Raw genomic sequence first — 13755 nt, forward strand, 5'->3', positions numbered from 1 at the left:
CCGGCCGCGTCTCTGCCCGCCAGTCCCCGGCTATGCCGCGCGGGCCAGGAAGCGTTCGACCTCCTGCAACCTGGCCCGCACCTGCCGACCCAGCGGATGCCCGAGGCGTTCCAGGATCTCCAGCGCCTGCCGCCACACCCCGACCGCCGCCGACGCGTCACCTGCCGCGTGATGGCAGTCGCCCAGGTGGGCGAGCGTCTCCGCCTCGTTGTAACGGTCCCCGCGCCGGCGGAAGATCTCCAGCGCCCGGTGGTAGGCGTCGACGGCCGCCGGCCGGTCTCCCAGGCTCGCGTTGATGAAGCCGAGGCTGTCCCAGGTGCTCGCCTCCCCGTCGGCGTTACCCATCTCCTGGAAGAGCCGCAGGGCCCGCCGGCAGGCCGCCAGCGCCTCGTGGTGGTTCCCCAGCATCGCGTGGCACCAGCCGCAGTCGTTGAGCGCGCTCGCCGTGCCGGCCCGGTCCTCCGATATCCGGTACAGCTCCATCGCCCGTCGGCTCTCCCGGAGCGCCAGCTCGTAGCCGCCCTCTTGCCCGTGCAGGTAGGCGAGGATGCGGTGGGTACGCCCCTGGTTGCGCCGGTCGCCGAGTCCGTCGAAGAGGACCAGCGCCTCCGCCAGGCTCGCCCGGGCCTCTTCCGGCCGATCGAGCCGGGCGTACGCGCTGCCCAGGCTCCGCTGCGCGGCCGCCTGCACATCCAGGTCGCCGAGCCGGCGGCCGGCCCGCAACGCGAGCAGTTGCACGGTGACCTGGTCCCGCCAGTGCCCGTGCCGCTGGAAGATGTCGGAGAGCGTCGCCGCGAGCCGCCAGACCTGGGCGTCGAGCGAGTGCTCGGCCGCGAGCTGGACCGCTGCGACCAGGGCGTGGTGCTCGGCGGCGAGCCAGCCCCGCGCGGAGTCGGCGTCCCGCAGGTGCGCCAGCGCCACCCCGTCCGGCGGCGGTGGAAGGGGGTCCAGCTCCCACTGCGGCCCGAGCAGCCGCACCGCCTGGTGGGCCGTGTGGATGTAGTGGTCGAGCATCCTGCCCAGCCCGGCACACCGTTCACCCTCCGGGTCGTGCCGGTGCCCGATCTCTCCCGCGTACGCGCGCACGAGGTCGTGCAGGAGATAGCGGCCGGCCCCGTGCTCCCGGGTCAGGCTCGCCTGCACGAGTTCCTCCGCCAGGCCGCGTGCCTGCCGCACCGGCACCCCGGCGAGGCTGGCCACCGCCGCCAGGGTGGTGTCGGGCCCCGGATGCAGGGCCAGCAGGCGCAGCGTCCGGGCCGCCGGCGGGCTGAGTCGCTCGTACGACCAGGAGAAGATGCTGCCGAGATCGATGGCGGGATCGATGTCCGCGAACGAGTCAAGGGTGCCGTGGTCGGCGCCGAGCTGGTCGGCGACCGCCGCGACGGACCACTGCGGGTTGAGCACGGTACGCGCGGCGACGATGCTCAGGGCCAGCGGCAGCCGGCCACACCGCCCGACGATGGCGTCGATGTCGTGCCGCGTGGCCGTGCCGGCGCGACGCCCGAGGCGGCCGGTGAGGTATCTCCGGGCGTCGCCGTCGGCCAGCACGTCCAGGGCCACCGGGCGGGCGTGCTCGATGGTGACCAGGCTCGACAACTGATAGCGGCTCGTGACGATCACCAGGCAGCCCGGCGCGCCGGGCAGCAGCGGGCGCACCTGGTCGGCGTCGCGGGCGTTGTCCAGCACGATCAGCAGCCGCCGGCCCGCCAGCAGGCTCCGGTATCTGGCCGCCTGGGCGTCCAGCCCCACCGGAAGCTGCCCGAGGCCGACACCCAGCGCGTCAAAGACCGCCCGGAGCGCTTCCAGCGGCTCCATCGCGGTGCCGGAGGGATGGAAACCGCGCAGGTTCAGATAGATCTGGCCGTCCGGGAAGCGGCGGGCGATCCGGTGGGCCCAGTGGACCGCCAGGGCGGTCTTGCCGGTCCCCGCCATCCCGTGGATCGTGGTGATGATCATCGCCGGCGAGACCCGGCCCTCCGCCGGCAGGAGCGCGTCGAGCTCCGCCAGCTCGGCGCCGCGCCCGGTGAAGTCGGGAAGATCCGCCGGCAGTTGTGCGGGTGTCACCACGGCGGACACCGGCACCGTCCGGGCGAGCGGCTCCTCCTCGGCGAGCGCCCCCTGTTCGGCAGGCGCCCTCTGTTCGGCAGGCGGCCGCGCCGGCGGGGCGGGAACCGCCGGTACGGCGGGCCGCGGCACCGCAGGCCGCGGCACCGCAGGTGCTGGCACCGGATCGGCACGCAGGATCTGCAGGTGCAGGGCCTGCAACTGCGGACCGGGATCCACCCCCAACTCCGCCGCGAGGACGTCCCGGGCCTCCTGATAGACCCCGAGTGCCTCGGCCTGCTGACCCGACCGATAGAGCACCAGCATCAGCAGCCGCCGGAACCGCTCGTCCAACGGGTGCTCGGCGACGAGCGAGGCGAGCTGGTCGGCGGCCGAGACGTACGCACCGAGATCGATCTCGATCGCGAGCAGCGCCTCCAGCGCGGTGAGTCGTAGCCGACCGAGGTTCGAGCGGTTCGCCTCGGTGTGCCGGCCCGGCAGCCCGGCCAGCGGCTGCCCGTTCCAGAGCGCGAGCCCGCGCCGCAACAGGTCCGCCGCTCCCGCGAGGTCCGGGGCCCGGCGTGCCTCCTCCGCCGAGGCCATGAGCCGCCGGAACGTGGCGAGGTCGAGTTCGTCGGGAAGGACGTCGATCGCGTACCCGGCACCGACCGACCTGATCAGGTGCCTTTGCTCGCCACCGGCTGCCAGCGCACGCCGCAGCCGGTATACGTAGGTGCGCACCGTCGCCTCCGCCGAGCGCGGCGCGTCGGCCTCCCACAGGGCGTTGACCAGGTGCTGGATCGGGACCTGAAGACCGGGCTGGAGCAGCAGCACGGCGAGCACCGCCCGCTGCTGAGGCGATCCCAGGTCGACTTCGACCCGGCCTCGTCGCGCGGTGACGGGGCCCAGCAACGTGAACCACAGGCGGTCAGGCACCACGCACCTCCGTGCCCGGCGATACCAACGGGTAGCCAGCGGGGGTGGTACGGCCGGAACGTGTCGATGCCGGCCGGGCGAGGCCCGGGCGGCGCACCAGATCAAGCACGACGATCCTTCCGCACCTTCGTCGACTCCGGTCAACGGCAGCGTCCGGCCGGACGCTTGCGAAGGACTTGTGAGCCGTTTGGAGGGACCTACGAGCCGCACCGCCACGTCGAACGAGGCCGAGCCCGGCACCGGCGCCTGGGCGCTGCTCAACGGGTCGACGTCGGCGTGCACCGGCGAGTGCGCACCGGCAACGGTTGATCAGGAGCGGTGGGCGTCACCGAGAGCGGCGAACCCCGGCGCGGTGGCCTCGACGAGCGCCTCCAGCGCCGCAGGAGGAAGGCCCCGCCACGGCGGCGGCTCCGCCGGACGGACGCCGGCCGCCGCCGTCGACAGCCAGTTTCCCTCCATCGGGTCGGCGCCGACAAACCGGACCAGCTCGTCGAGCGTGGCCGCCGGCTGCCGGAGGACGTCCTCGTAGCGCACGGTGTGAACCCGGCCGGCGGGAAGGTCGCGGAGCACCGCGCAGCCCGGCGCGAGCTGGCTGGACCAGAACGCGCCGAAGAACGCCGGTGGGATGTCGAGCCGCTCGAACACCTCGGCGGAGAAGTTCTCGGGCAGCAGCTCCCGGAACTCCGGGCTCAGCGCCGCAGGCCCGTCCCGGGTGTCCCGCTCGGCCGGATCACCCGGCTCGAAGGGGTTGTAGCCGAGCATCCGGCGCAGCTGCGCCTGCACGTACACCAGCCGGAAGTTGCGCTGCCGGCGCATCGACATCGCCACCGACCGGCCGTCCCGCACGACGTGCACGAACCTCGCGTGCGGGAACGCCTCGGCGAACGTCCGGGCGAACGCGATGGAGCCACCGGAGCGCTCGACCGACACGGCGCGCCCCAGCCTGTGCCGCAGCCACCGGATGAGGCACTGGAAGTGGCCCGGGGTGGTGGCCGGCGGCAGGGTCGCGACGAATTGCCGCACCTCGTCGTAGAGGGCCTCGGGGTCGTCGGAGAGCAGGCAGAGGCTGACCAGGAGGATCGGTGGGACCTCCGCGTCGACGTCGAAGCGCCGGGCGGGCCGGTGCAGATAGCGGAACTCGCTGCCCACGACGCCGTTTCGCAGGGTGCTGCGGAGGAAGGGCTGCGGCTCGCTCAGCAGCGACCAGAAGTAGCCGGCGTCGACCACCCGGCCGGGGAAGAGCCGGGCCAGGTTCTTCGACATGTCGGAGAAGAGGACGAAGAACTCGGAGAGGCTGAGAATCGCCGGATGCCGGCCGAGCAGTTCCGACACCATCGTCGACCCGCAGCGCCCGGTGCCCAGCACGAAGACCGCAGGCTCGCCTCCGGTCACCACCGCGGCCACCGGGCGTACGACAGCGGGTCACGCACGGACATCACCGCACCTCTCGTTCCGGGACGTTCGCGCCTTCAGCCGGCATCCGAGCGGGCCGTCGACACGGCAACTCCAACACTCTCCCGTCGACGACCGACCGACGCCGGATCGACGCCGGTCGGCGGAGTCGCACCGGAAACGGGATTCGTCGAGGCCGCGCCGGTCGCGCCTATCCGGAGGTCAGCTGCTGCGCCAGCCGGTCCAGGCCGGCCCTGATCAGCTGTGCGTACTCGTCGTCGCCGAGCGCGCCGATCCCCGCCTGCGCCCGCCCGAGATGCTCGCGGGCGCGGTCGAGATCGCCGAGCTTGCGGTAGCACTCCGCGAGGTTGAGGTGCAACGACGGATAAAGACCGGCCACCGGCAGCGTCACCCCGGCCTGGGCGACCCGGGCATCGGTCAGCAGGTCGGCCGCCGCCAGCGCCCGCTGGTCCCAGACCACCTCCTGGTGTACGTCGTCCTGCACGTCGGCCATCGCGTGCGCGAGGACGCAGACGTGCAGGGGATCACCCCGCTCCCCGTCGATCTCGTCCCAGATCTCTGCGAACAGGGCGCGGGCGGCCGCACGCTGACCCTGACGATGATGCAACTGCACCCCCTGGTTGATCCGGGCGAGCGTTGCATCGCTGATCATCGGCTGCTCCTGGCAAGTTCATCTCGCGACGATGCCCATGGATCGTACGTCGCCCGCCGTCACGGGGATGCCCCGAGTTCACCGGACGGCAGCGGTCACGCCGGCGGCCCGCCGCGCGAGGTGAGCCCGGTGGCGGTGGCCTGGAGCAGGCGGATGAGCCGCGCCTCGAAGTCGAGGGCGGCGTGTGCCCAGCGGGGTTCCTGGGCGTAGAGCCGGGCGAGGGTCGGGGTGGGGTGGGCGAGCTGCCAGAGGTTGGCGGTCAGGCCCAGCGCCGCCGTGACGAGGTCCTGCACCTGGCCGACGGTCATGGTGCCGGATGCGGTCAGGGTGTCGACGATGGCGTCGTACGCCTCGAACGACCGGGTCTTGTAGCGGCGCGCGCGTTCGATGCCCACCTCGCCCTCCAGGCTCAGCGGCACGTGGGTGAGCAGGTCGCAGAAGAGCGGCAGCGCGGTGAGGGTGCTGCCGACGACGGCAGCGGTCTCGGGCGGCGTGCGGCCCCGGGCGCCGTCGAGCCGGGCGGCGAGGATGTCGCGCCACTCGTGCCAGCCGCGTTCGGCGAGTTCGAGCAGGAGTTCCTCCCTGCTTTCGAAGTAGCGCCGGACGGCGGAGGGGTGCAGCCCGGCCGCCTCGGTGACGGCCGCCAGGGTGACGTGGCGCACGCCGCCGCGCTCCGCGGCCAGGGACTGGGCGGCTTCCAGCAGGTCCTCGGCGCGGCGGGCCTTGGCCTGCGGAGATCGTGCGCGGCGAGCCATCCGACGACTGTAACGCACTTCGCGTGCGTTAATGCGCCCGGACGTGTTACCGTCGCCGTAACGCAAGCCGATTGCGTTGAACCGGCCGGGTCGTCGGACGCAGCGCGTCCCAGCCCGCCGACGAGAGGAGCACCGCCACATGCAAGCCGCCGTCGTCACGCGTTTCGGGGACCCGGAGGTCTTCGAGTTGACCGAGCTGCCGGACCCGGTCCCGGGCCCCGGGCAGGTGGCGATCGACGTCAGCCACGCCGCCGTCGGGTTGATCGACGCCTACGTCCGACAGGGGCTCTACCAGGACCGGCCGGGCCTGCCACAGCCGCCGTACGTGCCCGGCCTGGAGGTGGCCGGCACCATCCGCTCGCTCGGCGCGGGCGTGACCGGCTTCCGGGCCGGGGAGCCGGTGGTGACCCTCTCCGGCACCGGCGCCGAGGGCGGTTACGCCTCGATCGCCGTCGTCGACGCCGCGATGACCGCGAGCCTGGCGGGCACGGGGGTCGATCCGGCGCTCGCGGTGGCTGCCGTGCCCAACGCCGCCACCGCCCACCTGGCACTGACCGAGGTGGCACACCTCGCGCCGGGCGAGCGGGTGTTGGTGCACGGGGCACTGGGCGGGCTGGCCGCCGCGTTTCCCGGAGTCGCCCGTACCCTGGGCGCCGCCGGGGTGGTCGGCACCGTGCGCCGCGCCGCGCTGGCCTGCGCGCGCGCCACCGCCCTGCCCTACGACGAGATCGTCGCCGCCGAGGACCTCATCGAATCCGTCGGCGACCGGCGTTTCGACGTCGTGGTCGACCCGGTCGGCGGCCAACTGCGCACCGACAGCCTCCAGGTGATGGCGCCGATGGGCCGGATGCTGCTGGTCGGCAACGCCAGTGGCGACTGGGAGCACACCGTGCCCAGCAACGCCCTCTGGGGTGGCAACCTCGCCGTGCTCGGCTTCGCCGCCGGCTACTATCTGCCCACCCACCCCGGACGGGCCCGCCCCGCCGCCGAAAGCGCCCTCGGGGCCATCACCCGGGGACTGGTCGACATCCCCACCCGGTCCCTGCCACTCGCCGAGGCCGCCGAGGCACATCGCCTGATCGAGCACGGCGGGGTCGCTGGCCGCATCCTGCTGACGCCCTGACCGTTGCCGGGCCAGCCCGCCGCCGCAGGCTGTCCGGCCGCTACATCAATCGGTTGAGTTCGTCGGGGGCGTCCCTGCCGGACGGCAGGGACGCCGTGCGGACGCAGCAAGCGTGGTGTCGATTGGATGCCTTGACATTGCCGGAATGTTACGTCCAGCATGGTCAACACCCTATTGGTCAATCGATTGACTGGAGTTCGTGTTGAGCCGCCTGCACCCGCCGCCGGCCGTGGTACGGCCGAAGATCACCGCACTGCTCGCCATCCCGCTGCTCCTCGTGTCAACGGCCCAGGCCACGGCCAGCGCCGCCGCGCCGAGCCGGAGTCCCGCCCCCGGCGCTGTCACCCTGCACGCCGACCCCGACGGCAAGGGCCGCGCCTGCAGCCGGCGGCAGCCCTGCGACATGGACGAGGCGCAGCGCCAGGTCCGGCGACTCGCCCCCCGGATGACCGGCGACATCGTCGTCGAACTCGCCGCCGGGACCTACCGGCGCACGTCACCGCTGACCCTCACCGCGGCCGACTCCGGCACCGGCGGGCACACGGTCTTCTGGCAGGCCGCCCCGGGCGCCCGACCGGTGATCAGCGGCGGGCAGCGGATCGCCGGCTGGCGGCGGGCGGAGACGGGTCGCAACCTCTGGGTGGCGCGGGTGCCGGCCTCGCTGCGCACCCGCCAGCTCTACGTCGACGGTCAGCGCGCACCGGTCGCGCAGGGCGTCCCGCCGGTGGCGCTGGCCCGCGCCGAGGGCGGCTTCACGGCTGCGGACGCCAGCTATGCGGGCTGGCGGAACCCGAAAGGCATCGAGTTCGTCTTCACCGGCGGCAACGGCGCATGGACCGAGAGCCGCTGCCGCGTGGAGCGGATCACCGGTACCGGGATCGCCATGCAGCGCCCCTGCTGGGACAACGTCACCAACCGCCCGAAACCGGCGATCCAGGCCCCGTACTACTTCCCCGACATGTCCCCGACCACGGTGCCGGACCGGATCGAGAACGCCTTCGAGCTGCTCCACGAGGGACAGTGGTATCTGGACGAGGCGCGTGACCGGCTCTACTACTGGCCGCCGGCCGGGCGGAACCCCAACCACGCCGCCGTCGAGGCGCCGGTGCTGGAGACGCTCGTCGCCGGGGCGGGCACCCTGGACGCCCCGGTGCACGACATCACGCTGCGCGGACTGCAGTTCTCCTACGCCACCTGGCTCGACCCGAGCGGCCCGGACGGATTCGCGGAGATCCAGGCGAACATCCGGCTGACCGGCGACCAGAGCGAGCGTCCACAGGGGACGTGCGAGCTGACCGACCCGCCCGGCACCTGTCCGTTCGGCGCGAACGCCCAGCAGCCGGCGAACGTGACCTGGCGGGCCGCGCACGACATCCTCATCGAGGACAACCTCTTCACCCACCTCGGCGCCGGCGGGCTGACGCTCGCCCACGGCAGCCAGCGCAACACCGTGCGGGGCAACGAGTTCACCGACATCTCCGGCATCGGCGTCCAGCTCGGCAGCGCCGACGCGCCGAACCCCACCGACCCGCGCGCCATCAACCTGGCGAACCGGATCGAGAACAACTACGTGCACCACACCGGTGCCGAATACGCCGGGGCGAGCGGGATCCTGCTCTTCTTCAGCCGGCAGACCGTGGTGGCGCACAACGAGGTCGCGTACGTGCCGTGGGACGGCATCGACAGCGGGGCGAACGCCGGGCACGTCAACACCGCCGACCACCCGGACGTGACCACCAACGTCAACGCCGACAACCAGATCGTCGGCAACCTGGTCCACGACTATCACGGCGTGCTCTCCGACGGCGGCGCCATCTATCTGGAGGGGCACCAGGGCGCGACGATCCGCAACCCCGACGGGAGCATCGACCGGGAGGCCAGCTTCCGGCACGGCACCATGGTCGCCGGCAACGTCGTCTACAACGACCTGCACAGCGGGCTGACCCTCTACAACGACATCGGCAGCCAGTGGATCACCTGGCGGGACAACGTGCAGTTCGCGACCGGCGCCGGCAACGGCGGATGCGCCCCGGTCGGGCACATCAGGTTCGTGCACAACCACCACTCCGACCCGATCGCCGTGTATCCCTGCGGACCGCCGGCGGTCGACCTGGAGTACGCGGACAACATCGCCATGCCGATGCGTCCCGGCCCGGCGGACCTGCCCGCGCACATCGTGGCCGGCGCCGGCCTGCAGTCGGCCTACCGGCACCTGGCCACCGCCACGGCGCCGGAGGTGTCGACGGTGAACCCCCGCAAGGGCATCGCCGCCGCCCCCACCGAGGTCCTGGTCGTCGGCTCGGGCTTCACTCCGGACACCGCCGTCTCCTGGGACGGCCGGCCCGCCACCCAGGTGCGGGTGCTCTCGCCCAGCTTCGTCCTGGCCACCGCGCCGGCCGGCGCGCCGCTGGCCGAGGTCACCGTGCAGACCCGCAACGGCAGCCACACCGGCCCGTCCGGGCTGCCACTGGCCGAGGTGGTCGCCGACTCGATGGACGACGAGGTCTTCTGGCGGACCAGTTTCGACCCGTACAACATCGTGGACCGGAACCTGAACACGTTCTGGTCCTCGGCCGGCACGGCCATGCCGCACTGGATCGAGATCCGGTTCACCCGTCCCGTCACACTCGGCCGGATCGTCGTGCACGTCCGGCGGCTCGACCAGCTCGCCGTGCGCGACCTGTCGGTGGGCACGGCGGTCGGCGACGGCCCGCTGACCCCGCGCGGCACGGTCACCGGCAACACCGCACCCGACGTCACGATCCCGTTCGGCACTCCGGCCGCCGTCGACCGGATCCGGATCACGGTGGAGAGCGCGACGTACGCGGGCGCGCCGCGCGACAACGCCGACCTGGCCGGGATCTCCTTGTACGACGCCGACGGCCGCCTGCTCGGCAACTGAGGCCGCGACCCACGCGCCGAGGCCCGGAGCCGGTGCCCATCCGGCTCCGGGCCCGCGGACCGGCGAGCCCCACGATCGGGGGAATATTGGGCGGCGCGACGTCCCGGCGGGATGTCCGGGTTCAGATCCGGATCGCCTCTGCCGGCTCCACGGGGACGGGCGGAGCGGGCTCCGGCCGATCGTCGTCGCGGGGCGCGGAGCGGCGGCGCAGCGCCGTGACCGTGTAGAGGGACGCGGCCGCGATCAGCACGCCACCCTGCACGACGTTCTGGTAGTTCGCGCCGATGTTGAGCACGTTGAAGCCGTTGCTCAGGGTGAAGAGGACGAGGGCGCCCACGACCGACTTCGCGACGTATCCGGAGCCGCCGAAGAGCGACGTACCGCCGAGGATCGCCGCGGCGATCACGGTCAGCTCGGCGCCGGTGAGCACGGTCGGGTCGACGGAGTTGAACCTGCCGGCGTAGAGCACGCCCACTCCCCCGGCCACGACTCCGTTGAGGACGAACGCGCCCATCCGGTAGCGGTCGACGTCGATGCCGGAGAGCCGCGCCGCCTCGGCGTTCCCGCCGACCGCGTAGAGGTTGCGGCCGACGACGGTGTAGCGCAGCACGAGACTGGTGAGCACCGCCAGGACGAGCAGGAGCCAGACCGGGGCGGTCTGGGTCAGCAGCCGTGGCGCGGCCGTGGCCAGCGCGAGCACCGCCACACCCGCCAGCCCGAGAGCGAGGTGGGCACCGGGGGCGAACCGGCCCTCGCGGCGCCGCAGTGCGATCGCCACCCCGGCGACGAGCAGGGCGGCGCCGGCCGCGACCGCGACCGGGCGGGGCAGCGTCGCGCGGGCGGTGCCGAAGTCGAGGAATACGGTGTTCGTGGCCGTGATGCTCTGGCCCTCAAGGATCGCCTGCACGATGCCGCGCACCGCCGTGAGGGTGCCGAGCGTGACGATGAACGCGTTGACGCCGACCTTCTGCACCAGCACCCCGTTGAGGGTGCCCACCGCCGCCCCGCTGAGCAGCGCGGCGACCAGCGCGACGAACGCGCCGTGCTCGTCGACCAGCGTGAGGGCGACGGTCCCGGAGAGGGCGGCGGTGGAGGCGACGGAGAGGTCGAAATTGCCGGTGATCAGCACCACGGTCATGAAGACGGCCAGGATGCCGACCAGCGCGGTCTGGTCCAGGACGTTGGCGATGTTGACGCTGCGCAGATAGCTGGGGCGGCCCTGCAGGTCGGAGGCGACGGTGAGCGTCACGACCAGGGCCACGAACGCGTACACGACGCCGGCAGCGCGGGGTGCGAGGAGTTGCCGCCAGCCCGACGCGGTGTTCGGGGTCATCGGTCTGCCTTTCGTTTCAGGACGGGCCGCTGGCCAGGGCGGTCAGCTCGTGCAGGTCGGTGTCGGCGACGGCGCGTTCCGCGGCTATCCGGCCGCGCCGCAGCACCAGGACGCGGTCGCAGGCGCCGAGCAGTTCCTCGAACTCCGAGGCGGCGATCAGCACCGCGTGGCCCCGCCCCGCCAGGCCGCGGACGAGGTGGATGATGTCGGCCTTGGCGCCGACGTCGACGCCGGCGGTGGGCTCGTCGAGCAGGAAGACCCGGGCCGGCCCGTAGAGCCACTTGGCGAAGACGACCTTCTGGGCGTTGCCGCCGGAGAGCTGCGAGACCGCGAGGTCGGTGGAGGCCGCCACGATCCCGAGGTCGGCGACCGCGCGGGCGGCCAGCGCACGTTCGTGGGCGGCCCGGGGCAGCGCGGCGCGCCAGGAATAGCGCGGCAGGTAGGGCAGGGAGACGTTGCGCCAGATCTCCCAGCCGGGCAGCAGGCCCTGCCGGGCGCGGTCGCCGGGGACCAGGGCGACGCCCGCCCGTACGGCGTCGCGCGGGGACGACCGCCGCAGCGGCCGGCCGGCCACCGTCACCGTGCCCCGGGCGGCCGGATCGGCGCCGAAGACGGCCTCCAGCAGTTCGGTGCGGCCGGAGCCGAGCAGCCCGGCGAGCCCGACCACCTCGCCGGGGCGTACCTGGAAGGTGACCGGGCCGAACCGGCCCGGCGAGGCGAGCCGGTCGACCGCGAGCAGCGGCACTCCGGGCACCGGGGCGGGCGGCCGGCGGTCGTCCACCTGGGACTCGACGCGGTGCAGCCGGTCGCCGACGATCGCCGTGACCAGGTCGGCCTTGCCGACGGTGGCGGTCTCGGCGTCGACCACGACCCGGCCGTCCCGCAGCACGGTGAGCCGGTCGGTGAGGTCGATGATCTCGTCGAGGAAGTGCGACACGTAGACGAAGGCGGTGCCCTGGCCCCGCAGCCGCCGGATGGTGCCGAAGAGCACCTCCCGTTCGGCCGGGGAGAGCGCGGCGGTGGGCTCGTCGAGCAGGATGACGGCGGGGTCGCGGGCCAGGGCCTGGAGGAGCGCGACCATCTGCCGGGCCCCGACCGAGAGGTCGGCGACCGGCCGGGACGGCTCGATGTGGTAGCCGAGCCGTTCCATCAGGCGCTCCAGCTCTCGCCGGCGGGCGCCCGCCCGCCAGAGCGGCGCACGCCGCCCGAGGAAGACGTTGTCCAGCACGGTCAGCGGCTCGACCAGCGGGGTGTGCTGGTGCACCGCGGCCATGCCCGCCGCCAGCGCCTGGCCGGGGCTGTCCCAGCGGGCCGGCGCGCCGCGCCATTCGATCTCGCCGGCACTCGCCCGCTCCACCCCGGAGAGGATCCTGATCAGGGTGGACTTGCCGGCGCCGTTGGCGCCGACCAGTCCGTGCACCGACCCCGGGCGCACGCGCAGCGAGACGCCGCGCAGCGCCCGGGTGCCGCCGGGATAGACCTTCTGCACGTCGCGCGTTGCCAGCACCGGGTTCATCGGCCGGCTACCACTCGGGGGTGCACGCGGAGGCGTTCTCCGCGGTGATGCCGGGGGTGTCGTAGAAGGTCGTCTTCGGCGGCCCGGTCAGCTTGCCGGTGAGCACGTCGTGCATCATCTGGACCGCCATGACCCCCTCGGTGTAGGGCTTGTAGCAGACGGTGCCGTAGACGTCGCCGGCCCTGATGGCCTCGATGCCGCCCCTGGAGCCGCCGACTCCGATGATCTTCGCCGAGGAGCCCGCCGCCCTGACCGCCGCCGCGCAGCCGACGGCCATGTCGTCGGAGAGGGCGTAGACCAGTCCCAGGTCCGGGTTGGCCGCCAGCATGTTCTGGCAGGCCGCCTGCCCCTTCTCCTTCGTCCAGTCGCCGGGCTGCGAGGCGACGACGGAGTATCTGCCGGCCCCGGCGCCGGCCAGCTTCTCCTCGAACTGGGTGACCCGGGTGGTGTTCTCGACGAAGCCGGCGGCGCCGAGCACGATGGCGACCTTGCCACCGTCGGGGAGCGCCCTGAGCGCCATGTCACCGGCGATGCCGCCGGCGCCGGCCTCGTTCTCGTCGAGCACGAAGGCCAGCTTCGGGTAGGGGTCCTCGACCTTCCGGTCCGCGCCGGCGTAGCCGTGCACGGTGGCGATCGGGATCTCGGCCGCGGCGGCCCGGTCGACCAGGGCCTGGGCCGGCCCGGGCGAGAGCGGCACCAGCAGGATCGCGTCGACCTGCTGGGCGATCAGGTCCTGCACCTGGCTGGCCTGCCGGGCCTGGTCGCCCTGGGAGTCCAGGTCGACGACCCTGATGCCGCGCTTGGCCGCCTCGTCCTTGACCCCCTGGGCGATGGCCGCCGGGAAGGTCACGGACTCCTGCTGGTTGGCCAGCCCGATGGTGTACGTCGGGCCGCTTCCGGCATCCGAGCCGTTATCCGAATTCGCGTCGCAGGCGGTCGCCAGCGCCAGTGTGCTGACCAACGCCACGCCGCAGCGCATTGCCCTGCTCATCGCGCCTCCATTAGACAACCGATTGACCTGGGAGTCTCGTCCCGGCGTCCCGCCGTGTCAATAGGAGATCAATAAACTGTTTCAGCCAGAC

At 73.0% G+C, this 13755-nt stretch carries 9 protein-coding genes; 2 read left to right on the forward strand and 7 right to left on the reverse strand.

Going from position 1 to position 13755, the window contains the following annotated elements:
* Window positions 1-30: 30 nt before the first annotated feature.
* The 4 genes from ACN28C_RS31320 to ACN28C_RS31335 all read right to left on the reverse strand — a co-directional run bounded on the left by ACN28C_RS31320 (window position 31) and on the right by ACN28C_RS31335 (window position 5799).
* Window positions 31-2979, reverse strand: a complete 2949-nt coding sequence (locus ACN28C_RS31320; protein WP_422771086.1) for an AfsR/SARP family transcriptional regulator — start codon at window positions 2977-2979, stop codon at window positions 31-33.
* A gap of 309 nt (window positions 2980-3288) precedes the next feature.
* Complete coding sequence (locus tag ACN28C_RS31325) at window positions 3289-4383, reverse strand: sulfotransferase (protein ID WP_422771087.1); 1095 nt, start codon at window positions 4381-4383, stop codon at window positions 3289-3291.
* Between the two features lie 199 nt (window positions 4384-4582).
* Window positions 4583-5044 (reverse strand): hypothetical protein, encoded by a 462-nt coding sequence (locus ACN28C_RS31330; RefSeq protein WP_422771088.1) that lies wholly within the window; start codon window positions 5042-5044, stop codon window positions 4583-4585.
* A gap of 95 nt (window positions 5045-5139) precedes the next feature.
* Window positions 5140-5799, reverse strand: a complete 660-nt coding sequence (locus ACN28C_RS31335; protein WP_422771089.1) for a TetR family transcriptional regulator — start codon at window positions 5797-5799, stop codon at window positions 5140-5142.
* Between the two features lie 139 nt (window positions 5800-5938).
* On the opposite strand from ACN28C_RS31335, the gene ACN28C_RS31340 reads away from it, so the two are divergent.
* Together ACN28C_RS31340 and ACN28C_RS31345 are read left to right on the forward strand one after the other, a co-directional pair.
* Complete coding sequence (locus ACN28C_RS31340) at window positions 5939-6922, forward strand: quinone oxidoreductase family protein (RefSeq protein WP_422771090.1); 984 nt, start codon at window positions 5939-5941, stop codon at window positions 6920-6922.
* A gap of 202 nt (window positions 6923-7124) precedes the next feature.
* Window positions 7125-9824 carry a right-handed parallel beta-helix repeat-containing protein gene (locus ACN28C_RS31345; protein ID WP_422771091.1) on the forward strand — a complete coding sequence of 900 codons (2700 nt, stop codon included), beginning with the start codon at window positions 7125-7127 and terminating at the stop codon, window positions 9822-9824.
* Between the two features lie 121 nt (window positions 9825-9945).
* Here ACN28C_RS31345 and ACN28C_RS31350 read toward each other — a convergent pair whose 3' ends face one another.
* From ACN28C_RS31350 to ACN28C_RS31360, 3 genes are read right to left on the reverse strand one after another with little or no spacing between them, the layout of a single operon-like run.
* Window positions 9946-11157 carry an ABC transporter permease gene (locus ACN28C_RS31350; RefSeq protein ID WP_422771092.1) on the reverse strand — a complete coding sequence of 404 codons (1212 nt, stop codon included), beginning with the start codon at window positions 11155-11157 and terminating at the stop codon, window positions 9946-9948.
* A gap of 16 nt (window positions 11158-11173) precedes the next feature.
* A complete protein-coding gene (locus ACN28C_RS31355; protein ID WP_422771093.1) occupies window positions 11174-12673 on the reverse strand; it encodes a sugar ABC transporter ATP-binding protein in 1500 nt (499 codons plus the stop codon).
* A 7-nt stretch (window positions 12674-12680) separates the two neighbouring features.
* Window positions 12681-13664, reverse strand: coding sequence for a sugar ABC transporter substrate-binding protein (locus tag ACN28C_RS31360; RefSeq protein WP_422771094.1), 984 nt, complete (start codon window positions 13662-13664; stop codon window positions 12681-12683).
* Window positions 13665-13755: the final 91 nt, after the last annotated feature.

Source organism: Plantactinospora sp. WMMC1484 (assembly GCF_049315195.1).
Taxonomy (GTDB): Bacteria; Actinomycetota; Actinomycetes; order Mycobacteriales; family Micromonosporaceae; genus Plantactinospora.